This window comes from Symmachiella dynata (assembly GCF_007747995.1).
Classification (GTDB): domain Bacteria; phylum Planctomycetota; class Planctomycetia; order Planctomycetales; family Planctomycetaceae; genus Symmachiella; species Symmachiella dynata.
Genome location: NZ_CP036276.1, coordinates 5,230,838 through 5,255,000, shown reverse-complemented (window position 1 = coordinate 5,255,000; position 24,163 = coordinate 5,230,838). Strand labels below are relative to the sequence as shown.

General features: G+C 54.3%; 23 protein-coding genes (1 of these 23 only partly in view). 14 read left to right on the top strand and 9 right to left on the bottom strand.

Annotated features, from left to right (window positions below; all coding sequences use genetic code 11):
* The 6 genes from Mal52_RS19910 to Mal52_RS19885 form a co-directional block, all read left to right on the top strand.
* Positions 1-78, top strand: the 3' portion of a protein-coding gene (locus Mal52_RS19910) for a 3-deoxy-7-phosphoheptulonate synthase (protein WP_145378272.1). 996 nt of this gene lie to the left of the window's left edge; 78 of the gene's 1,074 nt are visible here — the last part of the coding sequence; the start codon falls outside the window, past its left edge; its stop codon occupies positions 76-78.
* 549 nt (positions 79-627) lie between these two features.
* Positions 628-1,671 (top strand): biotin synthase BioB, encoded by a 1,044-nt coding sequence (gene bioB / locus Mal52_RS19905; RefSeq protein WP_145378271.1) that lies wholly within the window; start codon positions 628-630, stop codon positions 1,669-1,671.
* A 227-nt stretch (positions 1,672-1,898) separates the two neighbouring features.
* The gene (locus Mal52_RS19900) at positions 1,899-2,951 is read left to right on the top strand and encodes a DUF6263 family protein (RefSeq protein WP_145378270.1); all 1,053 of its coding nucleotides are present in this window, start codon (positions 1,899-1,901) and stop codon (positions 2,949-2,951) included.
* A gap of 266 nt (positions 2,952-3,217) precedes the next feature.
* On the top strand, positions 3,218-4,150 hold the full coding sequence (locus tag Mal52_RS19895; RefSeq protein WP_145378269.1) for a DNA integrity scanning protein DisA nucleotide-binding domain protein: 933 nt from the start codon (positions 3,218-3,220) through the stop codon (positions 4,148-4,150).
* 212 nt (positions 4,151-4,362) lie between these two features.
* Positions 4,363-5,631, top strand: a complete 1,269-nt coding sequence (locus tag Mal52_RS19890; protein ID WP_145378268.1) for an ABC transporter permease — start codon at positions 4,363-4,365, stop codon at positions 5,629-5,631.
* A gap of 173 nt (positions 5,632-5,804) precedes the next feature.
* On the top strand, positions 5,805-6,713 hold the full coding sequence (locus Mal52_RS19885; RefSeq protein ID WP_145378267.1) for a metallophosphoesterase: 909 nt from the start codon (positions 5,805-5,807) through the stop codon (positions 6,711-6,713).
* 217 nt (positions 6,714-6,930) lie between these two features.
* Here Mal52_RS19885 and Mal52_RS19880 read toward each other — a convergent pair whose 3' ends face one another.
* Positions 6,931-7,908: a WD40 repeat domain-containing protein gene (locus tag Mal52_RS19880; RefSeq protein WP_197534348.1), complete on the bottom strand. Its 978-nt coding sequence runs from the start codon at positions 7,906-7,908 to the stop codon at positions 6,931-6,933.
* Between the two features lie 97 nt (positions 7,909-8,005).
* On the opposite strand from Mal52_RS19880, the gene Mal52_RS30580 reads away from it, so the two are divergent.
* On the top strand, positions 8,006-8,203 hold the full coding sequence (locus Mal52_RS30580; protein WP_145380728.1) for a transposase: 198 nt from the start codon (positions 8,006-8,008) through the stop codon (positions 8,201-8,203).
* Here the strand turns inward: Mal52_RS30580 and Mal52_RS19870 are convergent.
* The 5 genes from Mal52_RS19870 to Mal52_RS19850 all read right to left on the bottom strand — a co-directional run bounded on the left by Mal52_RS19870 (position 8,178) and on the right by Mal52_RS19850 (position 12,286).
* The gene (locus tag Mal52_RS19870) at positions 8,178-8,621 is read right to left on the bottom strand and encodes a hypothetical protein (RefSeq protein WP_145378265.1); all 444 of its coding nucleotides are present in this window, start codon (positions 8,619-8,621) and stop codon (positions 8,178-8,180) included. The two genes, Mal52_RS30580 and Mal52_RS19870, sit on opposite strands and share 26 nt — an antisense overlap.
* Positions 8,622-8,744: 123 nt before the next feature.
* Positions 8,745-9,560, bottom strand: a complete 816-nt coding sequence (locus Mal52_RS19865; protein WP_145378264.1) for an SGNH/GDSL hydrolase family protein — start codon at positions 9,558-9,560, stop codon at positions 8,745-8,747.
* A gap of 118 nt (positions 9,561-9,678) precedes the next feature.
* Complete coding sequence (locus Mal52_RS19860) at positions 9,679-10,119, bottom strand: hypothetical protein (protein WP_145378263.1); 441 nt, start codon at positions 10,117-10,119, stop codon at positions 9,679-9,681.
* Positions 10,120-10,235: 116 nt separating this feature from the next.
* A complete protein-coding gene (locus Mal52_RS19855; protein ID WP_145378262.1) occupies positions 10,236-10,457 on the bottom strand; it encodes a hypothetical protein in 222 nt (73 codons plus the stop codon).
* A 263-nt stretch (positions 10,458-10,720) separates the two neighbouring features.
* Positions 10,721-12,286: a hypothetical protein gene (locus Mal52_RS19850; RefSeq protein WP_197534346.1), complete on the bottom strand. Its 1,566-nt coding sequence runs from the start codon at positions 12,284-12,286 to the stop codon at positions 10,721-10,723.
* Positions 12,287-12,623: 337 nt separating this feature from the next.
* Between Mal52_RS19850 and Mal52_RS19845 the strand changes: the two genes are divergently transcribed.
* From Mal52_RS19845 to Mal52_RS19825, 5 genes are all read left to right on the top strand, one after another.
* Positions 12,624-13,709, top strand: a complete 1,086-nt coding sequence (locus Mal52_RS19845) for a polysaccharide deacetylase family protein (RefSeq protein ID WP_145378261.1) — start codon at positions 12,624-12,626, stop codon at positions 13,707-13,709.
* A gap of 67 nt (positions 13,710-13,776) precedes the next feature.
* Positions 13,777-14,202 (top strand): hypothetical protein, encoded by a 426-nt coding sequence (locus Mal52_RS29905; RefSeq protein ID WP_197534345.1) that lies wholly within the window; start codon positions 13,777-13,779, stop codon positions 14,200-14,202.
* A 194-nt stretch (positions 14,203-14,396) separates the two neighbouring features.
* Entirely contained in the window at positions 14,397-15,473 is a 1,077-nt protein-coding gene (locus Mal52_RS19835; protein ID WP_145378260.1) for an SMP-30/gluconolactonase/LRE family protein, read from the top strand.
* A 141-nt stretch (positions 15,474-15,614) separates the two neighbouring features.
* A complete protein-coding gene (locus tag Mal52_RS19830) occupies positions 15,615-16,670 on the top strand; it encodes a cell division protein FtsQ/DivIB (protein ID WP_145378259.1) in 1,056 nt (351 codons plus the stop codon).
* 245 nt (positions 16,671-16,915) lie between these two features.
* Positions 16,916-17,419 carry a hypothetical protein gene (locus tag Mal52_RS19825; protein WP_145378258.1) on the top strand — a complete coding sequence of 168 codons (504 nt, stop codon included), beginning with the start codon at positions 16,916-16,918 and terminating at the stop codon, positions 17,417-17,419.
* Between the two features lie 56 nt (positions 17,420-17,475).
* On the opposite strand, the gene Mal52_RS19820 is transcribed toward Mal52_RS19825, so the two are convergent.
* Positions 17,476-18,186 carry a metallophosphoesterase family protein gene (locus Mal52_RS19820; protein WP_145378257.1) on the bottom strand — a complete coding sequence of 237 codons (711 nt, stop codon included), beginning with the start codon at positions 18,184-18,186 and terminating at the stop codon, positions 17,476-17,478.
* 330 nt (positions 18,187-18,516) lie between these two features.
* Between Mal52_RS19820 and Mal52_RS19815 the strand changes: the two genes are divergently transcribed.
* Entirely contained in the window at positions 18,517-18,819 is a 303-nt protein-coding gene (locus tag Mal52_RS19815) for a hypothetical protein (protein WP_145378256.1), read from the top strand.
* A 288-nt stretch (positions 18,820-19,107) separates the two neighbouring features.
* Complete coding sequence (locus Mal52_RS19810) at positions 19,108-22,008, top strand: serine/threonine protein kinase (RefSeq protein ID WP_145378255.1); 2,901 nt, start codon at positions 19,108-19,110, stop codon at positions 22,006-22,008.
* Between the two features lie 24 nt (positions 22,009-22,032).
* On the opposite strand, the gene Mal52_RS19805 is transcribed toward Mal52_RS19810, so the two are convergent.
* Both Mal52_RS19805 and Mal52_RS19800 read right to left on the bottom strand, forming a co-directional pair.
* Positions 22,033-22,923 carry a sulfurtransferase gene (locus tag Mal52_RS19805; RefSeq protein ID WP_145378254.1) on the bottom strand — a complete coding sequence of 297 codons (891 nt, stop codon included), beginning with the start codon at positions 22,921-22,923 and terminating at the stop codon, positions 22,033-22,035.
* Between the two features lie 212 nt (positions 22,924-23,135).
* Entirely contained in the window at positions 23,136-24,119 is a 984-nt protein-coding gene (locus tag Mal52_RS19800) for an adenosine kinase (protein WP_145378253.1), read from the bottom strand.
* Positions 24,120-24,163 lie beyond the last annotated feature (44 nt).

Below are 24,163 nucleotides of genomic sequence, written 5' to 3'. Positions count from 1 at the left end.
GAACAGACCGAGGTCTTGCTGCGTGAAGCGGATGCAGCAATGAGCCAAGTCTTGGGGCAATCGGCCAGCGCCACGTAGGTTGTGACCTGGCCGTGAACTGTTAACGGCTAGCGTCTGCCGAACTCACTGAGCAGGGCGGATGCTAATTGTCTAATCATGGGCGAATTGGGTGAGGTGTCACTTCGATTTTGAGCGTCGGTTGAACTGCCTCCTGGCTTTCTGGGCATAACAGCGCGGTGTGCGGAATGGACCATCCCGCCCGGCGTCTGCTCCAGCTCTAACACATGCGTGAATTTGCCGAGTATTCTCGTCATTTTCAGTGCCTCGCCTTTCTCTGGGTATGAAATTGAAATTCGGGCTGATATTGCTGCCCCACGGTCTTTGCCCCATGCCAAGCGTAATGCGGCGAAGATTGTTACAGGGAAAATTGGCGAAATTACAAAGTTTTCTCGAGTCCCTCGATATCTCATCTTTTAGTTGACGCAGATCCTCTCTCTCGACTGGCCAAGTAGGGGGGCATGGCGGTAGAATTGGCTCGATTGATAGCGATGGGCCCAGTCCCAACCCGTTTTTCCGCACGCCGGGCGATGGCCCGTCATTCCCTTAGACAAGTGATCAATAAGTTTGATGGATTCCACAGAATACGGACTACAGCGTTGGAACGACTTGGCCAGCCGCATTCTCGACGGCGAAGCTTGCAGTCGCGAAGAAGCAACGGCGGTGCTCGAAGCGGACGATGTGGAGATTCCCGCGCTCTTGGCAGCCGCCTTCCAGATCCGTCATCACTATTTTGGTCGCAAGGTGCAACTCTATTTCCTGCAGAACGCCAAGAGCGGGCTGTGTCCGGAAGATTGTGGATATTGTTCGCAGTCCAAAATCTCTGAAGCGGCCATTCCCAAATACGTGATGAGCGACGAAGCAACGCTGATGGCGGGCGCTCAACGGGCCTACGAATCCAAGGCGAAAACATATTGTATCGTGGCGAGCGGTCGCGGACCGACGCAGCGGGAGTTGCAGCACGTGGCGTCGACTGTGCGGAAAATCAAAGAGGCCTATCCGCTCCACATTTGCGCCTGTCTCGGTTTGTTGGAACCTGAGGACGCGCGGGTACTGAAGGACGCGGGAGTGGATCGGATTAACCACAATCTGAATACCAGCGAAACGTACCATGAAGAAATCGTCACAACGCATACCTATGCCGACCGAGTCGCCACGTTGAAAGCGGCCCGTGATGTCGGTTTGGAATTGTGTAGCGGTGGAATTATCGGCATGGGCGAACAAAACAGCGACGTGGTGGATATGGCGCTGTCATTACGGGAATTCCAAGTCGAGTCGATTCCGGTGAATTTCCTGCATCCCATCGATGGTACGCCGTTGGCGGGAAAACGGGATTTGAGTCCATTGGATTGTCTGCGGGCGCTGTGCATGTTCCGCTTCACCAATCCCCAGACGGAACTTCGCATCGCCGGCGGCCGGGAACTGCATCTCAAAAGCCTGCAGTCCCAGGCGTTGTATGCGGCAAATTCGTTGTTTGTTAGCGATTATTTAACAACGACCGGTCAACCGCCCCAAGAAGATGTCTCCATGATCGAAGATCTCGGTTTTGAGATCGTGTTGGCGGGTGGCGAAATCGCGGTGGAAAGTTGCGAAACCGCTGCCACAGCAGACTGAACCGGCCCCGAGCACTCCTGCGATTTCAGGCAGTGGTCGGTTTATGCGCGGTAAGCGGGATTTGGTGAATCTCATCTCCACCTCCTGCGGGGTTTCTGCTAGCATCCGCCACCTTGAAATCCTGGGCCGGGGTCTTTTTGTGCCGGACGCACGACAGAACCACCCGCCCCGCATCTCATTTTCCGGCCAAAACTACGCCGGTTGCGTTTCATGGAAGGAACCGCACGATGCATCGTTGTTTGGTCTGCCGATCACTTGTGATTTTGATTGCCTGTGCAATTGGGACGTCGCCGCTTTCAGCTGACGAAAAACCGGAAGTGACGGCTCCAGCTGTTGCGGACGAGTCAACCGCCTCAGCAGCGGACACAGCTGCCGCAACAAAGACGGAGCAGTCCGATTCGGGAGAGACCACAGCCTCGCAGGAGACTGCAGAGCAGGCGGATGAAGCTCCTCGATATGAATTGACCTACATCTTTACGCCGGGCCAAGTGGTGCATTTGCAGTCGGATTATCACGCTAAGATGACGGTCAAATTCAAACAAGCGAAACAGATCGACAAAAATAAGAGTAAGCTTTGGAAACATTACACGGTGGTGGCTGTTTCAGAAGATGGGGCGGGGACGTTGGAGTTGCAACTGGACAAGGCGCACCAGGAAGCGCAATTCGGTGAGCATCCGCCAGAGGTTTTCAAAAGCGATGATCCGAAATTCCATCATCGCAAATTTCGCGACACCTTGAAAAAGATCGGCCGTCCGACCGCTCTCATCGACTACTCGGCGCAAGGAAAACTGCTGAAAGTCGTTGACCCCGCTGGGACGAAAAAGGTCGCTGCCCGCAAACGGCCGCCGCAGGACCACCAAGGCTTTTTGATTCCGCTGCCCAGTAAGCCGGTCTCAGTTGGTGAAACCTGGAAGGACCCGTATCAGCAGTCGGTGGGAATCAAGGGTGGTTTGTCCCGCATTATCGACATGCTGCGGGTTTACGAATTGAAATCGGTCGATGGGGACTTAGCGACGATCGAATTCAAAACGGTGATTTTGACGCCGGTGAACAACAAGGAAATCTTAGTGCAACTGATTCAGCGGCAAACTGAGGGGACCATCGTCTTTGATATGAAGCAAGGGCTGATCGTGGAGAAGCTGATCACGGTCAATGAGTCAGTGGTCAACGCGTTCGGTCCGGGGACTTTCATGCAAGCGGTCACAAAACTGACAGAGTCGACCGTGCCGGAAAACGTCGTCGCAAAAAACGAAAAGCCGGCCGCCACTGAAACGAAGTAACGCACATGCTGGGGGAATTCGACCTTCCCGAAGCAGCGGTCCGCTGCGGGAAGGTATTCGTGCGTTGACCTTGCTCGCAATTCGCCTAAACTGGGAATGCGGAACCGTCTTGCCGATTTTCCCTTGCTGGAGACATTTCCGCCCTTGTTAGGTTTTACGGGGCAGGATGACCATTGGTTTCAGGCACGTCCCGACTACGATGCCGTTCATAATAATCGCACGAATGAATCCTCCGAAATATGCATTGGGACGTTGGCCGCTGACCGATGAAACGAACTGCGATCACTGAACAATTTGAAGCGGTTTTAGTTTCCGCGCGACGCCTCGCGCAGCGAATCGAGGCAGAGGCAATCGTGCTGCTGGCCGATTTGCCCTATGATTTCACAGCCGTCAAACGCGCCGCCGGCAAATCTCTGTTGCTGGTTGCCAGCGACAAACCGGACGTGCAGCGCTGTGCAGTCGAAGATGAAATCGCCATGGTTCCGCTGATCAATGAACCGGAAACGGTTCAAATGCAGCTCAGCCAGGCATTGCTCGAGGCGATCGCCGACGATTTACTACGGCCGGGCGTGAAAGTCGTGGCGCTCTATCCCGGATTCGAAGTCAATGCGATCGATACGATCAGCGTCGTGAATCTGACCGAGCATTTGGTCCGCTTGACTGCCCGTGATCTACAGCGACTCGAAACGCAAGTTCCCTTGGAAACGTTGCGGATGGTGGTCGACTTGGCCTGCGAAATCGGCCGCGAAGGCCGAGAAGGCAAACCGGTGGGGACCACGTTTGTGGTAGGGGATCATCGGAAGGTGCTCAGGTTGTCGCACCCCACAATCCACAATCCGTTTCGGGGGTATGCCAAAAAGGAACGCCAGTTTCGCGACGCGCGTACGCGGGAAAGTATCAAGGAATTTGCGCAAATCGACTGCGCATTTGTGATTTCCGCCGATGGGTATGTTGAATCAGCCGGGCGATACCTGGACGCTCCCGCGCATGGATTGACGCTCTCCAAAGGCCTAGGTTCGCGGCATTGGGCGGCCGCTGCCATTTCCAAAGCGACCAAGGGGATCGCCATCACCGTCTCCGAATCGACCGGAACGGTGCGACTGTTTCAGGACGGCATTGTCATGCTCCGCATCGAACCGCTCGACCGGGCGATGAAATGGCAAGCCTTTGAATTCGAACCGCCGCCGACCACCGATTGACGATCGTTTGACCAACCGGCAAACGCCTAGGTCGCAATTCGTGGGATTCTTGGTCGCCGAGACGGCGCCGTCGATTTTTGCCCCGCTTTCTCCCTGCGTGCGGATGATATCGCAGCGCCGCGCCGCTACAGTGGTAGGACGATTCCGTCTGGTCCGCCCAGAGCGGGCCGCAATTTGATTTTCAAAACGTCGTACGGATCTCTTGACCTGCTATGCCGAAATCGCCGCCGAATCAAAATGAAACTCCCGTTCTGACACGCTCGCGGTGGAGCATGCTGGGCAGCGCGCTGGGACCGTTTTTGGCATTGGCTCTGGTCATCATACTGTTCGGTTTTGCCGATGGTCTGCAAGAAGGGGGCGGCAATTTCTTGTCCTTGAGGAATATGCGCTCCATTTCCGTCCAAACCGCGACAGTGGCCGTCGCTGCCTTGGGGATGACGATCATCGTGATCGCCGGCGGGATCGATCTTTCCGCGGGGACCAGTCTGGCGCTATGCGCGACGGTGCTGGCTTGGTGCTTAAAGGAAGACGCGGCGCTGTTGATCGTGCATGGCGACAATGTCGCCGGAATACAACAAAAGATCGATGATGCTCAGGAACGCTTGGACCGCATTCCTAACGAGATCCAGCGCGCACAGCGGCGTAAGAACGCGGATCCGGGAAAAATCGCCCAGCTCGAGGCGGAACAAAAATCGCTGCAAGAACAGTTGCCGAAACTGCAGGAAACCTCGAAGACGATCCAGGAGGCAGCGCCGAACATCTCGCCCTATACCCCGGCGCTGGCTGTGATTGCCGGGATTGGAACTGGATGTCTGGCAGGTCTGCTCAATGGGATGCTGGTCAGCTATTTGCGCGTGGTGCCGTTCATTGTCACGCTGGGAACGATGCGGTTGTATTTGGGGATGGCCAAGGAAGTTGCCGACGAGACCACCGTGCGGCCCGATCTGAATGACCAAATTCCGCACTGGCTGGGGAGTTTTCTCAGCCTGCAACAAGACGCGCGCTGGCTGGGATTTCCGCTGGGCGTCTGGTTGATTTTCGTCTTGGCCATCATCTTGGCGGCCGTGTTGCGGTATACAGTGTTCGGGCGTTACGTGTTTGCCCTGGGATCGAATGAGTCGACGGCGCGGTTGTGTGGAATCAATGTCGAGCGGAACAAAATCGCCCTGTATGGGCTAGCCGGCCTCTTTTTCGGCATCGCCGGGCTGTATCAATTCTCGCTGCTGTCGGTGGGCAACCCTACTTCGGGCATCGGCTTGGAACTCAACGTGATCGCCGCCGTGGTCATCGGCGGCGGCAGCCTAAGCGGCGGCCGCGGTTCGGTGGTCGGCACACTCACCGGAGCAGCCATCATGGCGGTCATCACCAGCGGCTGCACGCAACTGGGACTCAAAAACCCCGTGCAGGACATGATCCTGGGAGCAATCATTGTCGCAGCGGTAGCGATTGATCAGATTCGACAACGACGGTTGGCAGCATAGCAGCCCGCCCCAAAAAGGGTGCCACTGGCGGCTTGTCCGCCAGTGCAAACAGCGTGACCGGCAATTACCCTGCTGGACAAGCCAGCAGTGGCACCCGGCGGGCTGCGCCGACCCTGCATAATTCTGTTACGCTAGTCGACATTCGAACCTGGAGCGGTTTCAGGTTTGTCCCAATGGGAAATTTCAGTGGAATTCATTACGGCTTGGTTTCATACATGACAGTCCTCAACAACCTGTGCGCTTTCAAAACCTTCTGGATTCGGGCCACTCTCATTGGCGCCATTCTCTGTTCTTTCGTGACTCCCGTTTTTGCTGAAGACGATGCGAAATTCGAGCCATTTACGTTTGTGCAGCTTTGCGACACGCAATTGGGGATGGGGGGATACGAGCATGATATCCAGACATTCAGGCAAGCGGTGAAGCAGATCAATGAAATGGATCCCGATTTTGTCGTGATTTGCGGCGATCTGGTCAATACGGCGAATGATACTTCATTCGTGGATTTTAAGACCATTAAGAGTGATTTGACGGTCGCCTGTTACTGTGCTCCGGGAAATCATGATGTAGGCAAACCAGATTCCAAGGCTCTGAAACGTTATCGCGAGACGATCGGTGAAGACTATTTCAGTCTCAAGCATAAAGGCTACACGTTTGTGTTCACCAACACTCAACTTTGGAAAGCACCGCTCAAAGGAGAATCTGAAAAGCATGCTGCCTGGGTGGCGCAGACCTTGTCCGAGGCCAAACAAAACCAATCGCCCGTCATGATGGTGGGGCACTTTCCGTTGTTTGTGAAAAAACCGGACGAAAAGGAAACGTATTACAATCTTCCATTAGAGACACGACATCAATTGTTGGACCTCTACAAACAAAATGGCGTGCTGGCAGTCCTGGCCGGTCATACACACACCACGATCATCAACGACTATGACGGCATGCAATTGGTGAATGGTGAAGTCACCAGCAAAAGTTTTGACAAACGCCCCCTGGGATTTCGACTGTGGACCGTGGAATCACTTCAAACAGCGAACCATGAATTCGTGCCTCTCACAAACCAATTCGAAGAACTAAAACAAAAGTAGCCCGCTGCTGTTGGAGAAGTGGTTGGCGAATGTTTGATGTCGATTCTTGTCACCCACTGCCGTGGGGTACGGCTGCTGACGTTTCGTAAACTTCTCCTGCGGCTGCGCCGCCCCGAAAGAATCTTTCGGGGCCACCCGCGTCCGTTATTGTTTTTGGACCGCGCCCCCACCTTCGAGTACATGCCGTGGCGTGTTGCAATTCAAAGTAGAATGCGCCCTACCTACCGTCTTTCGTATCGTGTTTCTTCCAAAGATAAATTTTGCCGCCTTGTCCACCAGCAATCATCAACTCACCATTCTCAGAAAATGCCACGCTAAAGACGGCGTCGGTTTTTGTTCGATATTCAAAAATTGATTTCCCGGAAGATACTTCGACAAGATGGATGACTCCAGTAGACTTCCGCTGCTTGAAAATAGATGTAGTTCCGATTCCGATAAGTGCGGACTTCGCATCAGGCGAAAACTGAACAGAAAATACTTCGTGGTTGAGGGCGATCGTCCGATCAACAGTCCCGGTTGCCACGTCCCAGATGACGGCATTCCCGTTGCTCCCGCCTGTCATTATTTGGCGGTCCGAGGGCGCCCACGCAATGCTTTTTATTTGGTGTGCCTTCCCAGGCATGGCTACAACTTCTGCACCTGATGCGATATCCCAAATTCGCACAACCTTTTGTTCGACATCGCCGTAGCCGATTGAAGCGATTCGTTGACCATCATGCGAAAATGCTGCGACAAAGGGTGAAGGGATCTTCGTGTTTTTGGTAATTGCTCCATCGGATAAACGGATTATCTTGACATTTCCCGAGCTGTCCACCAGGCAAACATTTTTACTATCGCTTGAAAAACTCAACGCGACAGCTATCTGCGACCATTGCCTAACTTCCTTTCCTGTTGAAACATCGCGAAGGACGACATTAGCACGATCTCCGCCTGCAATAAAATGGGTTCCATCAGGAGAGATATCAACGCATCGCGTTTTGCCATCCGACGGGAACTGATGAATCTCCTTTTGACGATTCACATCCCAAACGCGCACGCCGCGATCGCCGCAGAAGGAGACTACGAAACTGCCGTCGGAGGTGGCCGCAACATCTTGAATTGCCCCCTTTCCGACCTTAAGCACAATTGGCATTTGTGCATACACTTTGTTCATCAAAACGGAAAAGAACATAATGAATATCAATGCGCGGTGCATGCTATTTTCTCCTTGGAGCATGTTTTCAAATTGACTAAAATGTCAAAAAAAGCCACCGCTCCCGTTTTGGGAAGTTGCCAAGGAGGGAGCGGTCCCCATAGCAACGAGTCGTGCGAAGTATGACACGGATCTAGCTGATGAACTATGGCAATTGATTCATAAGCATCTGCCGAATGCGCGCAAATGTGGACCGCCAAGAACCATTGTTCGGCGGGAAATTACTCATGCGATTCTGTACATCAATCGTACTGGCTGTGCCCGCCGTATGTTTATTGCAACTCAAACGCCTGTCTAAGCAGTCGAGCGAGTTCGGTAGCATCGCCTCCTCGGTAATAGTCTGTTTTGCTTGTTCGAAAAGCCAAACTGATGTGTTGTTCACCGTTTTCTGTCGTGAATGCTTCAGTCGTGTAGAGGCTAAAGAACAATCGCTCTCCGGAATTCGTCGTAATTTCAATGTAGCCCAACACTGCCCATTTGCTCGGCTCGGGATCAGGCTCTGCGGCCAATAAGGCCAAACAGATCTCCTCAAAATACTCCGCCGGTACCGAGAACTCTTCGAGCGGTGGAGAACCCTCAGGAAATTCTGCGAGCTTGGCCTGCATGGCTTTGATCGAAGCGGCTGGGGGAATCTCTGCAGCGGGCGGCATGTGGGATTGGCAAGACACCATGATGAACGCGAGTAAGAAAGTGAGAAGCAGTAAAAGGAGACGCATCGTTTCTCATTCCGTTTGGTAGGGGGCGGTGGTTTGGCTGCACAGTTGCTGACAAATCGCAAACCTCTCCTGCGGCTGCGACGCCCCGAAAGAATCTTTCGGGGTCACCCGCGCACGCACCACTTAATACCCGCCAGTTCCATTTTTGTCCCAGAATGTTCGGAACATTGTCTGTGCACACCCCTTGGCGATATGTTTGATCCCCTCAACGCTAAAGCTTTGCGCATCGGGATTGAGCATGGTTTTCGCGTCAAAGCCTTTCGTGTGGTCCACAGCAACGACTATTGATTTTTCGTTAGACAATTCGGAGGCTAGTTCCGCCAGCCCTTTGTTGAATTTCTGCGCACGTTCATGCAAAGGCGATTCCGGCGACACAACAATTTGCCCGACAAAAAACTGCATTTCTGGATCGATGCGGCGAAGTTTCTCGATTAGTACCCGATACTGATTCACCGCACGCACGGCAGGTATTCCATCAATGATTTCTTGTTGTCCCGCATAAATGATTGCCAGATCAGCATTTTGATCCGTTAATCCGTTCGGCACTAGTTCTGCTAATGAGGACAATCGCGTTTTTGGATACCCCTCACCCTTGAGCGTTACCCCATCACAAACAACGCTTTGACTTCCGACAAAATCATGCCTAGCCATGATTTCATAAAGTTCTTTGTCCAGATAATACTGATACGTTCGATTGCCGTTTCCATCACTGGAGAGCAATTCACCAATACAAACAAATTTAAGATGCGGCGGACCACCAACGGCATTGATGAAATATTCCCTATTTGGATCAGTCGCAAGTGAATGATGTTCGCCGTCAAGCCTATCTTCGTTCGTTGCGACAGCGCTCGAAGGAGTCTCCGACGTACTCCCTCCGCCACATCCACATGCAAAAGCAATCACCACAATCATGCAGGATGTCGGCACTATACGCTTCATGTCTTCTCCTATCGTGAACGCCGGGTGCCACTGCTGGCTTGTCCAGCAGTGTTGTTAACGGTCACGCGATTCACACTGGCGGGCAATCCAACAACTCCTGTCAGTCACACTGCCGTGACTATAATTCCCGTTTAAAACGGGCTTGACGATTCGGATCGTGGGCAATGTTTGACAGGAAAAGACCGAAGTCAAAGTCTTCGTCTTCAACAAATGGCGTCGGGTCGTTTTCGATGGGTTCAGAATTTACGGCATATTCGTGTTTCACACGTTCTATGCCATTCTCCATCAGCGAGAGACAACGCTTCTTTGGTGGTCCACCGACCGTTATCTCGACTTTGTCGGAAAACTTGATCTGAGCTTCGCCGATCCGCACGACCAACTCACCATTTGAGCGATAGATAGCGCAAAATACGCCGGACAGAATCGAGTAGGATCCGTCTATCTCTGAAGGAATCTCCCCGCCTTCCGAAGATTTGCTTCTAACCCTCCAAACGCCCGTCCTTTCATCCAATTCTGCCACGTCGTTAAAGAGATCACTGCTTTGTAGCCATTTCATCATGTACTTCCTAGACGTCAAGGTCGACAGGTGGTCTGGTCGCACAGTTGCTGGCAATCCGCAAATCTCTCCTGCGGCTGCGCCGCCGCGAAAGATGCTTTCGGGGCCACCCGCGGTAGTTATTTTGAACGACGCCTATGTACAAGTCGAACGTAAGCAGCAATGCTCGCACCAACGACCAGCCCAAGTAGTCCGCCAATTGCCGCATTCGGCCTGCCACTTGGATGACCGAAATGCGGAATGATATAGTCACCTGCAACGATTCCCACAACGAAAAACACAACCATATATTCAAAGGCTTTCCACTGTCTGCCGGCACGTTTTGTGTGATTGTTCTTCATTGTGTCTCTTCTTCTACGATAAGCACGATGAACGTATTGGCCTTTCAATCCAGTAATATGGCCGTGAGGACTACTACGCGCGTACCGTCAAAAGTTGATCATTTTAAAAAGTTCTCCAAATCTCCCTGTGTCTGGTTTGATTGCGTCCACGGACTGGTCTCGCCGGGAACAACTGCTAGCTTGTCCAGCAGTGTTGTTAACGGCCCCGCAATACACACTGGCGGGCAAGCCGCCAGTGGCACCCAGTTTCAACTTCAAACTCATCAGAGCGCCTGCAACAACTCCGCCGCCTTATCCTCGTACATCTTCTGCCATTCCGGGGCCACCAGACAGTCGCTGTCTTCTTGGGCGTTGCCGACGTTTTTTAGCTGTTCGGCGGTGGGGCAGTAGTAGATGTAGCCGTTGGTATAGCCGGCGACGAAGGTGTGTTTGTGGGGGGAGACTTTTTTGAGGTTCAGGCCGATTTGGACGGTCAATTCTCCCGGGAAGGTCGTCAGCACAAAATCGCCAATGCGGAGGCCGGCCAGTTCGACGTCGATGGTGCGGTTGCCGGAAGCGTAGCCGCGGGCGTGGTGTTTGCGTAACAGACGCAGGTTGGTGTTCAGCCGCGTTAGTTTTTCCATGGTGTGGATGTTGCGGATGTAGTTTTGCATGTTGCGGCGGTTTTCGGCGTCGAGCTTGCTCAAGTCATTGCGACCGCGGGCTTTGTCGAGCAGGTAAGCGTGCGAGTAATACGAGGGGAACTCTTCAGCAACGTTGTATTTGACGACCAACGGGATAAACGTTTTCAGATTCAAGCTCGTCCCGCCCAGTGAGCCGGCTAGGCGTAGTTGTTCGGCTTCCATATCAAAGATGCGCGTCGCCAGATCGGAGCGGGGTAGGGCGATATTCTCGCTGACGACTTTCAGCCGGTCGTCCGGTTTAGTTTCGATCGCGCGAACGGCTTTCAGTGTGCTGAGGCCCAGCATATTCCCCAGCGGTTCGGCGTTGCGGGGATGATCGACGTCTTTATAGAACACGGGATTGATGTCGCCGCCGCAACCTTGCACGAACAGGGCGACGGTTCCCGGGTCGAGGTTTTCTTCAATGACTTTCGAGGAGAAGCCGGTCATGTCGGCAGTGTTCCCCCCATTTTGCGCCCCCTGAATCGGATGGCAGGCGAAGTTGTAAACCACGGCCAAGGTGCGTCCGTCCTCGCGATCGACGCGGAGCACGCCGATTTCCGGATCGATCGGCCCGACTTTGGCGACCTCTTCGTCGGGGGGCAGAGAGTAGGCGTGTCGCACATCGATTTGCGTGCCGTCTTTCATGATCAGCCGACGATTCTCCGAGACGCGGTCTTCACGGCCGTGGCCGACACCGACACGGGCGGGGACCAAATTGTCGGCCGCTTGTTTGACCGCTTGGAAAGTCCGCTCGCCGATGTCGTCGCAAATGATGCTATGACAATGGCTGGCGTTGATGATCACATGCGTGGGAGGAATGCCGAGTTCCTTTTCGATCCGCGCCCGCACCTTGTCAAGATAGTCGTTGCCAATCGAGCCAATCTCACCGATGGCGACGACGTCGATCGTGACTATGGCGACGGTCGTGGATTCGTTTTTCAGCACCAGCGCCCGGACATAAGACCGGTCGTTCACCAAGCCATCGGGGTGGGTCACGTCGACTTTGCCAACTCCAGCTTGCAATGTCGCCGCTTGGGCTGTGTTGTTGTTGAAAAACGTCGCAACAAGCGCCGCACCGATCAACAGCATGGTCATGCTCCAACTGCAACGGCTTGGTTTGTTGTTCTTGCAGATTCGTGATCCGTGTTCAGTCTGATTGGTCATCGTCGTGTTCATCATGCAGGCCTTGTCTCGAAGGGTTGCGTCATGTGGTTTTTGGCGCGGTATGGGAGCGCTCATCGTCTCCATAATGCGCGATTTTGACCGATTTCGCGAGTCGCAACGGCAATATGCACTGAGCACGTGTGGTGACGATGCTGCCGAGGGACGTGATCGCAGCGGGATTTCGGATTAACGGCATTTCGCCGTTCAATTTGTAGACTCCGACGGGATTGTCCCCAATCGTGGCGGATCTGGACTGGGAAAATTTGCACATCCAGCGGCTGCGAACTAACGTGGTGAGAGTTGTAGCTTCACGACATTCCCGACACGGAGAGAACAGATGATGCGTGCATTGGTGGCAGGGATAACGATCCTCGTGGCCGTTTCACAGACGGCTCACAGCCAAGAGACTTGGGCGGAACGTTTGGGATATCCCGCCGGGAAACGCGTTGTGATTCTGTATGCCGACACGATGGGGGCCTCGTATGAATTTAGCCGTCCCGGCCAGGAACTATTGGCCAAAGGACGTTTGAATTCGGTCAGCGTCATGTCTCCCTGCCCGTGGTTCGAGGAATTCGCCAACTGGTCCCGCGAAAATCCGCAGCATGACATTGGTGTCTGCTTGACGCTCAATAGCCCGGGACAACTGTATCGCTGGCGTCCGCTCACGGGATTGAATAGCAAGACCTCCACGTTGGTTGACCCCAAAGGATATATGTGGGGAACGGAACTGCAATTGGGGTTGATGGCTGATCCTGAGGAGATTCGTCGCGAGATTGAGGCCCAGATCGCCAAAGTCCGCGCCGCGGGGATCCAACCCACGCACTTGCATCCCTTTATGGGCGTGTTGTTCATGCGTGAAGATCTGTTGAAAATCTATTTAGAAACCGCAGAGAAAAATTGGATTCCGGCTGTGGTTTTGGAACTGACTCCTGAAAAGATTCAGCATTTTCGTGACAACGGAGTAGCGCTGTCGGATGAGATGATTGCCACGGTCCACAAATACCGGTTGCCCAAACTCGACGACGCGCATTTCGTTCCCGAAGCGGACAGCTATGAAAAGAAACGCGATCAATTCTATGAACTGGTCAAAGGGCTGCCTCCAGGGCTGACGCAGATCACTGCTGGTCCTGCGGATAAGTCACTGGCACTCGAAGCGATTGCCCCACATTGGCAACAACGCGTTTGGGAAAACCAATTGTTGAACGACAAAGCCGTTCATGACTTTCTGAAGAAACAGGATGTGATCTTTACCAATTGGCGGGAAATCATGGAGCGGTTTGAAAACGCCGGCGGCCAGAGACCTGGCAAGCGTGGAGCTGCGAAAGAAAAAGAAGACCTGGGCCAAAACCGGGGCATCACTGATGATGCGGTCGTGCGGATTCCGACATTCGAGGAACCGCAATTGTCGATCGATTTTGATTAACAACACCAGGATGCGACAACCACAGTCTTCTCAAAATTAAACGTGATCAGCTAGTCAGGTCAAGACAATGAGCGTCTGCGTTTTACTCGTGTTGCATATCGCCACCATCGATACCCAATCGCCAAGTTTGATTGGTCCACCGGCCGTCGGACACGTCACGCACCCAGCGTGGAGCGATGCCTGGAAGATCGAGGACCTAAGCGGCATGTCTCTCTCCAAAGATAGTGTTCGCTTGGCGTTTCAATCGCTGGCACCGGCAGGTGGATCGCAATTGGGCTCGACCGGATATATGTCACGCAGCAAGGAACCCACATTTGGCGCCGGGAGCAGCTACACCGCCCGCCGCCAACAACGCAGTCGTTATAACCAAGCCCAGAGAAGTTACCAATTTCCCACCTACGGTGGTTATGGGGGGTATGGCCGATACGGTGGCTTTGGTCGATACGGTGGATATGGTTTTGTTGGCGAACCGAAAACCAACCGGCATTGGTAAGCCTCGAAACCTACTCTCAATCGGCCTGATTGGGCCGGTCATGGCGTCGAATTCAACGTGGAAAAGTTTGCCGCACTTGGCAAAATTTGCAAGGTCGCATGTCCTGCGGCGATACTTATCAGAGTATCATGGGAAACCGAATTCCCGAGCCGAATAGGACGGGCATGCTCCAATTTCCACGAAAGGAACCGACCATGCGCCTGCTGATTGCAATCACGATTTGCGTTTGCGGACTGTCGACATTGCACGCTGAGGAACTGCCCAAGCCCACAGGCGCGGCCATCGTGGACCCTGATGCCAAATGGGAATTGCTGTTTACGCGGTCCGCCGATGTCCAAGGGGGACTGACCGAGGGCCCCGCGGTTGCGCCCGATGGCAGTATTTATTTCACCGATATTCCGCTGGCGCCGGATCGCGGCATGATCATGCGGTTTGATCCGAAGACGAAAAAGACGACGCTCTTTACCGCAAAGAGCGGTAAGGCGAACGGTCTGATCTTTGACGCGGACGGCTTTCTGTTGGCTTGCGAAGGCTCCGACGACGGTGGACGGCGCGTGTCGCGTTGGGATGTCAAAACGGGGGAGTCCAAAACGATTGCCGACCGTTTTCGCGGTAAAAAATTCAATGCGCCCAATGACCTCTGCGTCGACGCCCAGGGCCGCATTTATTTCACCGACCCTCGGTATTTGGGATCCGAACCGCGCGAGATTGAATACCGCGCTGTGTATCGCATCGACCCCGATGGCAGCGTGATTGAGATCACTCGCGACACCCTCAAACCCAATGGCATTGCTCTCAGCCCAGATGGGAGAACGCTGTATGTCGCCGACCACGATAACGGTGAAGACCGAATCGGCGCGAATACCAATCCACCCCCGTTGCCCGGTCCTATGAAGATCTATGCCTTTCCGCTGAATGAAGCGGGAATCGTCGATGTCGAACGGCGGACGATTGTTGACTTCGGCGATCAAGCGGGGTGTGACGGGATGACGATTGATGCGGAGGGAAATATTTATCTGACCGCACGGAGCCTCAAACGTCCCGGCGTGTTGGTCGTGAATCCCGATGGCGAGGAAGTTGCCTTTATTCCCACGGGTCCGCCGAATCAAAAACGGGACCCGAATCATCCCCCGGTGGGCATCCCCAGCAATGCGGAGTTTGGGATTGGCGACGAGATCAACGTGTTGTATGTCACGACCGATCTGAGCCTGTACCGCATTCCGCTGAAGAGCAAAGGCTTTCACGTGCAATACGGCGATCGCATTCGCTGACGATTTGTCCGGCGGTGTTGTGGTGCGTCGTGTTGATTGCACTGCTGGGACAAGCCTGCGGTGAAACCCTGAGTTTTATGCCGATTATCTGGTCGCCATGCTGCTGATCCTCCCGCAAATCTGTTTGCGGAAACTTCACCGGTGGGCACGATCGCAGCGATAGCAATTGGTTTTGAGATCGCTGTCAACCGGCTGGCAGCGAAGGTCGATATCAAGGATGTGGGGCGTGCGTACGTCCCTGGAAAACCTCCTGCATTGACCACGCGGAATATTATGGCGAAGAAGTCACGAACCAAAACGCGGACCCGGTCCAAACCGTCGCCGGACTCCGGATGGGGATCTGCGTTGGTGAAAGGATTGTTTCAACCCGGACGCTTACTGGTTCTTGCCGCTGCGATCGTGACGGCAATAGTCATACGAATCACCGTCGGCTGGCTGCCGGATCTGGCGGAACGTGATGAATACATCGTCAATGCAACGACCGTGGAGGTGACGTCGCCGCCACGGATGGTTCCGCCGAATTTTGTCCAGCAGGCGTTCGAGCGATCCGACATGCCGGAGCAGATGTCACTGTTGGATGAGTCGGTCACTCAACGCGTACACGATGCGCTACAGCGCCACCCCTGGGTCGCGGAAGTTTCCCGTGTTTCGAAACAGGCGCCGGGACGGATTGTGGCGGATTTGAAATATCGTCGCCCTATTGCCATGGTCGAAGTTGCCCGCGGAGTCTATCCAATTGACCCCGACGGCACCTTACTCCCTCCCGCTGACTTTACGGTCAGCGATGCCCAGCGGTACCCATTGGTGGAAGGAGTCGTATCGACTCCCCAAGGACCGGAAGGGACGAATTGGGGGGATCCAGCAGTCAACGGCGCTGCTGATTTAGCAACACTGCTTGAGTCCTCTTGGGAAGAATTTCAACTGGAAAAAATCCATTGCCGCCCCGGTCTCTCCGACAGCACACCTGCTTTCGAATTGATTTCGCGCGGCGGTTCCCGAATCATGTGGGGTTGCGCGCCGGCCGAAGCGCGTCCCGGCGAACCGGATGCTGAACAAAAGATCCAACGGCTTCGTAAATACTTGAAACACTTTGGAAACTTCGAAAAGCCCGATGGCCCCTATGAAATCGATATTCGCCATTGGCAGGAAATTTCACGGACGCCGTTGACTGTTGGGTTGGAGAGGTCTGTGCGGTGAGTCAGCAGTAGGCAGTAGGCAGTAGGCAGTAGGCAGTAGGCAGTAGGCAGTAGGCAGTAGGCAGTAGGCAGTCGGCAGTCGGCAGTCGGCTTTGTTTTGCCGACCCTCAAGCCTGTCTCCTCACGCCTCACGCCTCCATCCGCACTACAATTTTGGTCACAAACCGACTAATGTGGCGTTAGGCAACCGGCAGATGGTGCTGTCGCAAAATGTTCTCAATTCTCTGATGGGTGAGAGTCAATCCGATGCAGGGCCGTTATCTTTTTGCGTTGATCTTGGTGGCGATTTGCCTGGGTTTTGCCATTCAGCCTCATATCACAGCCGAGATGTACAATTTCCAACCCCCGCCGGGAACCCCGTTGGATGATGACGTCTCCGAGATTGGTTCGCGGGTGTCGATCTTCTTGCGAGGATTGGTCAACGGGCGCACCGATGAAGCAGTCAACGATTTGCTGGAAGGGAGCCCGCTGGAGCAGGATGGCGAGAAACTTGCGCAACTAAAAATTCAAATCGATCAATCCGAACAACAGTTTGGCAAATTTCTACGCAGCGAAAAATTGCAACTCGAGCCAATCGGGGGTTCGATCATTCGTGCGGTCTACGTCCTGCATTGTCGGCGTTTTCCCGTCATCTGGCGGCTGACGTTTCATCGTGATGATGCGACCCGGGAATGGGTCTTGGTGGCATTGAGTTACGACACGAAATACGACGACGTTCCCACAACGGAACCGCCGCGGCGTTCATTGTAAGAATGGCCCACAGAATGGAGTAAGTTCTTCGGCTCTGATTTCAGCGAGGACGCGGGTCACTCGGGATGTTCGCCGCGCGAACGACCGCCGGTGCGTAACACGGCTTCAGCCATCTGCAGCACCCAACTCTCCACCCCTGCGCTGCGCATCTGTTCTAAGCTGGCGTCGATATCGTATGCCACGCGTCGCAATTCGACTTTTCCATTCTCAATCACCGCATAAGCAGCACGTGGGTCGCCGTCGCGGGGTTGACCAACGCTGCCGGGGTTAAGAATCTCAACTCCATCGAGTTTGATGTGAAACTGTTGATGCGTGTGACCGACGCAGACAAAATCGGCATCGACGTGCTTCAGGCGAGCAGACCAGCCTTCGGGATCTTCGTACAGGTATTCGTCCAGTGGATCACGCGGAGTCGCATGCACCAGATGAAATTTAAGTCCGTCGATTGTTTGCGACGCAGTCACCGGCAAACGGGAAAGGTACCGCATTTTATCGGGGGTGATGGCGTTGTATTGGGCCTGACGCGTGGCGGCTGTTAGTCTGCGAAACGGCGACCCACCGCGCACGGCGACGCGCTGTGCGACCGCGTGGTCATGATTGCCGCGCACGGCAAGCGTCGCATTTTTTTGCACCCAGTCGATGCAAGGGAGCGGGTCCGTGCCATAGTCCACCAAATCTCCCAAAAATAGACAAGCATCGAATGATTCTTCAATCGCCTGGAGAGCGGGCCAATTGGCGTGAATATCGGAAACGACAAGAATCTTCATAAATTACCCAGCGCCGTTTGCACTTTGAGTTGTCCTGCCCGGCACTGCTTGCCGCACATCTGCCGTAATTTGTAAGGTCCGTTTTAGGCTGTCGAATTCCACAATGCAAATTGGAGCAAGGAACTTAGAAGAGTCCAGCTATCTCAAAACTGTCGACCGGCAGGCAGGGTGCTGGTCTTCATGGGCGGACTGACCCTTATTTTTAGCACAAAATCGACAGAGTTTTTCTCAATCGAATCGCAACTTCACAGACCCATCTTGACCTGGAATATGGGAAACGTGTCTAATGAGATAGACAAAATCGGCCCTCAAAAAATCTGGAGTGAGCGCGTGGCAAATCGACCCATCGAACATTTGACACTTGTCGATAAGTTTAAACAAGCTGACCAGACAACGCGGGCCATTATGGATCATATCGAACGGGGATTTCTCCCCAAAGTGAACGACTTGGAACGTCTGGTACGTCCCAATCCCGATGCACAGGGACAACAGGAGGACGTGACCAATTTGCGCGTGAGAAACTATGCGGCAAATGTCATCTCCAGCGACGACTTCACGCACGAACAAAGCCGGCTACTTGACGACTGCCTCAAGGCGATTGACGTCGATGTCGCCCGTGAACTTGGCTCATAAACAATATTCCCGAGCAGCATCGACCATGACAAGATGAGCACCGCGGCTTTGCAATAGTCCTTCCATTGAAAAAACAATGTGTGAACGTCGAATTTGACGGCGAGGGCCCGCTGTCTCAGAGGTGACATCTGGCGATTCGGCTGTTGGAATGTGCGCGACGTGCGACTTCTCTCACGCCTGGGTTGACCACGAAGCATTGCAGCAAAGGTGCGGTCTGACAGCGAGTTGCTTTGAAGCGGATTTTAAAAGCTTCCGTCAAACAATAAATTTTCTTCGTACTTAAAGTTCATGAACCTTCCGATTGACCAACCCGACTCGCGGAGCGAATCGACTCCGAGCAGTTCGTTCGCTGAGGCGAGCGGGGGGGCGCCGGTGACTGGACCGGAAACGGTCGTCAATCCCGAGGGACGGCCTGATTATGCACCACCTGTGCAGGCGGCAGCCGCGGCGTCGACTCCGGTCACTGATCCGTCGGCATGGCATCATCTGTTTCCCACAGCCAATGACAACGAATCGGTCGATGCCAGTCCGATTGGTGTGGAACTGGACCACTTTGTTATTGAAGAGAGAATTCGCTCCGGAGGGATGGGAGCGGTGTTTCGCGCGCGGGACATCCGTATGGGTCGCAGCGTCGCGCTGAAGGTGATGCCTCCGCGTCAAACTCTCAACCCAGCGGCCGTCCGTCGATTTCAAAACGAGGCACAAGCGGCTGCACAACTCGATCATGACAATATTGCCCGCGCGTATTACGTGGGCGAAGACAAGGGGCTGCACTTTATTGCTTTTGAATTCGTCACTGGCATCAATATTGCCGAGATGATTTCTAAGCAGGGGCGGTTGCCGGTCGACGATGCGTTGAACTACACGTTACAAGTGGCCTCGGCATTGGTGCACACTTCGGAACGGGGCGTGGTGCACCGCGATATCAAACCCTCGAATATTATCATTACCCCCAAAGGCCGGGCCAAATTGGTCGACATGGGGCTGGCCCGCAATGAAAACCGCGAGGCCAGTGCCGACCTAACGGTTGCCGGGACGACCTTGGGCACGTTCGATTATATTTCGCCGGAGCAGGCCAAGGACCCACGCGCAGTCGACGTTCGTAGCGACATCTATTCGCTGGGGTGCACGTTGTACCACATGCTCACGGGCCAAGCGCCGTATCCCGGCGGCACGATGCTGCAAAAATTACTGGACCACCAAGGCAAAGATGCGCCCGATCCGGCCGCTAAAAATCCGTACGTCTCCGATGATTTGGCGGCGGTTGTCCGCAAAATGATGGCCAGTGACCCCAAGCGGCGGTACCAGACGGCGGACGAATTGTTGCGGGATTTGATGTTGGTCGCTGGGGCAATGGGACTGCGGAGTCTGAACCCCGAAGGATTGGTCTGGATGTCCTCCCGACCGTTGTCGGCACCATTTTGGGAACGTCATCTGCCCTGGATGTCGACATTTGCCGCATTAATTATCCTGGTAACGGTCGCGAGTTTTCTGCCAGGTCGAGTTGCGGATGGTCCTGAAAGCATTTCACCAGCCGATTCCACAACCGAACAGGCCGACAATGGAACTGGTGCGAAGGCTTCCGATACTGAAATCGCTAAATTGCCAAGTGCTCCACAGCGTGAGGTCATAGTTACTAAAAACCAAAACCCCGACTTGGAGGCAACTGTCCCAGGCAGTGCTGGCAAGGGAGACGAAACACCGCATTCTCTCGATGACGAGCGAACTCCGGCTGTCGCGGAGACGCGTTCAACCGATCCAAAAATTCCTCCCGCAACGCGCACCAACCAAGATTTGCCCAGCAGGTTTGTCATCGGCCCGTCGGAAAATGAACAATTTCGTCTGGGACCCGAAGGCAACGGTAGCTATGTGACTGCTTTGTTACCGCCGCTGCCAATCGAGACCGCCGAACCCGTTGCGCAACCCACGCCGGATGAAATTGGGAATCGGATGCAGCAACCTCGGGCGCGAACAGTGACCGCTGAGCCGATAGCAGACCGTCCCTTCATCGTGTTAGGGATTGATGGCGCTGAGAATCGCGAGTATCGCTCCTTAGAAGCGGCCTGTACTGATGCGGTGGATGGCGGCAAAATTGAGCTGCGGTACAACGGCATTCGCCGAGAGCGGACGCCGATTCGGATTGAAGGCAAACGCATCACGATTCGCGCGGGTTTCGGTTTTAGACCGACGCTGGAATTGGCCCCGTCGCAGAGTCCGCTCGCAGACTACCGCAATCATTTTATCAACGTCGTCGGCGGCGCCTTAGAGATGGCCAATGTCAATTTGTTATTGACGATCAACGAAGGGTTCCCGTCGGATCGTTGGGCGATTTTTTCGTTAGAGCAACCCGAGTCGGTGCAGATGGAGGGGGTCACCGTCACGGTGGAAAACCGCGATCGCCATCGCCAAATTGCGGTGTTCGATCTCTCCTCCCGCACGAATTTCAGCGATATGCCCATGCCTGACAACGGCACATTGAAGCCCTTGCAGGTGATGATTTCTCGATGTGTGTTTCGCGGCGGGTGCGATTTTTTAACGGTCCATCAACAGACCGGATCGCAGTTCACCATTGAGAATACGCTGTTGGCGCTCTGGCCAAACGGAACCGTCGTGCGTGTTTTAGGCGGGATGTATGAACCCGATGATGATGAGTATGTCGATTTTACGCTCAAGCACTGTACGGTGCTGTTGAGTCACAGCTTGGTGGTCATGTCCAGCGATACCGTGCCGCACAAGTTGATTCCCGTGCAAGTCACCGCCACAAACAATATCATTAGCAGTTTTGAAAATTGCCCGCTGGTCGAAATGTCCGGCCGCGCACCGGTGAACGATTTTCGTGATTTGATTCAATGGTCCGGCAAGTACAACTTCTACGACCTTTTCTCCGATTTTTGGCAAATCGAATCCGACTCGACCGATGAGGGCCTGGATACGCTGGATTTTGAAGACTGGCAGAAATGGCGAACCGTCAATGAGGTCGATGCCTACAACGAACTCATTTATTGGGAAGAACGGCAGCAGAAAAGTTGGCGCGATATGCCCGCCTCAATGCTGACTCCCAACAACGTGCGGCTTGATCCGACGATTACCAATCGCGCATCCAGCGGAACCGCCACCGGAAGCCAAGCCGGCGCGCGTCTCGACGAGTTGCCCACACTCTCGCGTTCTCGTGACGGTGAAAATGAATAGCTCGCGGCGGACGGCCGACGGTCCTCACTTCTCCACCGGTGCCTCCGCATCGCTGCTGTACTCCTGCCAACTGCAAAAGTAGTTCTGCACGTTTTCGTAGCCTGCCAACTCCAGCGCAAAGGCCTCGACCGAAGCCCGACCACCGCTACGGCAATAGGTCACCGCTGTGTGCTGGGGTTTCAGATTGAGCGCTTGAAACATGCGTCGCAATTCTGCAGCGGACTTAAAGGTTCCATCGTCGGTCAGCAAGCGAACCCATTCCAAATGCGCCGCACCGGGCACGCGACCGGCTGCGAATTCGGCTTTGCTGCGGGTGTCGAAGACAAATAAGCTTCCGTCCTGGACCGCCTGCTTGACGTTGTCGATGCGGGCAAGGCGATGTTTTTGAAACGTCGGCTGGAATTTGGATGTTTTGAAATCGATCGGCTTATGGGTAACGGGCAAGTCCTGTTTCTGCCAAAAATCGATGCCCCCATTTAGCAAGCTCACGTGCTGACAACCGAGATACTTGAGTAACCACCACACCCGCGCAGCATTAGGAAGCGCGCCGCCATAAACAACGATTCGCCCGTCGCGTGCCAATCCCAGTTCGCTCCCCAACTCGATCCAACGCTGCCGATTCGTCAAGCCGTCGCCGCTATCAGCCATTGCCGCGGCTTTCCACTCTGCGACGTCGATCCAGCGAGCGCCGGGGAGATGCGCCTTGGAAAAAGCGTCACGGTCTTGGATATCCAACAGAATGACCGCCGATTGATCAGCTGCGTCGATCAGCTGTTTGACCTCGCCGGCTGACAGCAGGAGTTTGGTTTTCTCCGTCTCCGCCGCTTCCTCCGCACGTACGGCACCCGGCATGAACGTCATCACCAAGCAAGCGGATAGAATCGCAGTGAAAGGTCGTGAATGGTTGAACGGCATGGGGTGTGACTCCTAAAAGATCGATGAGCGTCTATTGTCGATTGAATCGAAATCAAAAAATATGCGGCGCTCTTTTGGAGAAGCGCCGTCTTGATGTCTGCCGCGCCGTGCACGACGGCAAGCCGTCGGTTTGGGATGTGATCTTATCCTGGACTTTGGATCTTTCTTTTATCCGTGTCTCATCCGTGTTTATCTGTGGCTCTTATTTCAAGCTAAGACATGAACTGGGCAATTTCTTCTTTCGTGAATCGTCGTTCCAGGCGTGCGCCGAGTTGTGAGACGATGCGGCCGGCGGCGTGTGAGGCCAGGTGGCCGGCTTGTTTCCAAGTCATGCCGTTGTTGATGCCATACAATAATCCGGCGGCGTACATGTCACCCGCTCCGGTCGTGTCGATCGCATCGACCTCAACCCCTTCGATGGGGATCGCCTTTCCGTCATGCATCAACAGCGAACCGTCTCCACCTAGCGTGAGTGCGACATTCTCCGCATGCTGGTGAATTTCCTGGGCACAGTCGATCGCATCCGCTTTGCCAGTCAAGCTGCGGGCTTCGTCAAGATTGCAGAACAATAAATCGACTGGCCCCTCGATCAATTTCCAGAAATCATCTTTGAACAAGTTGATCAAAAACGGGTCCGACACGGTAAACGCGACTTTTACGTCGTTGGCTTTGGCCAACTCAATCGTCTTCATGGCCGCCGCCCGCGTCGATTCGCCGGTGAACAGATACCCTTCGACGTACACGTAATTCGCTTTGCGGATCTCCGCTTCGTCGATGTCGTCCGGACCCAGCGTGGACGAAACGCCCAGACTGGTGAGCATGGTCCGCTGGGCGTCTTCGGTGATCAGAATCACGCAGGTGCCGGTTTGGCCGTCGGCAGGAGGAACTTCGATGGCCACACCCATTTTTCGCATATCAGCCAGGCAATACTCTCCCAAAGCGTCGGCGCCCACTTTGCCGGCATAGGCAGCAGTCCCACCCAGGTCGGCGATACCGATAATCGTATTGGCCGCTGATCCGCCCGCGCAGCGATTGACAGGATGCCCGTCCAGTTCTCCCAACACGTCGGCCTGCGTGGCATCGTCGACGAGGGTCATGATTCCCTTGGCGTAGTTCAGCTTGACCAAAGTCTCGTCAGAGACCCGAGCTTGAATATCCAACAAGGCGTTCCCCACGCCGTACACGTCGTAAGTCATTCCGTTTAGCTTCCTGCGAATGTTTATCTGATGGTTTTGATTTG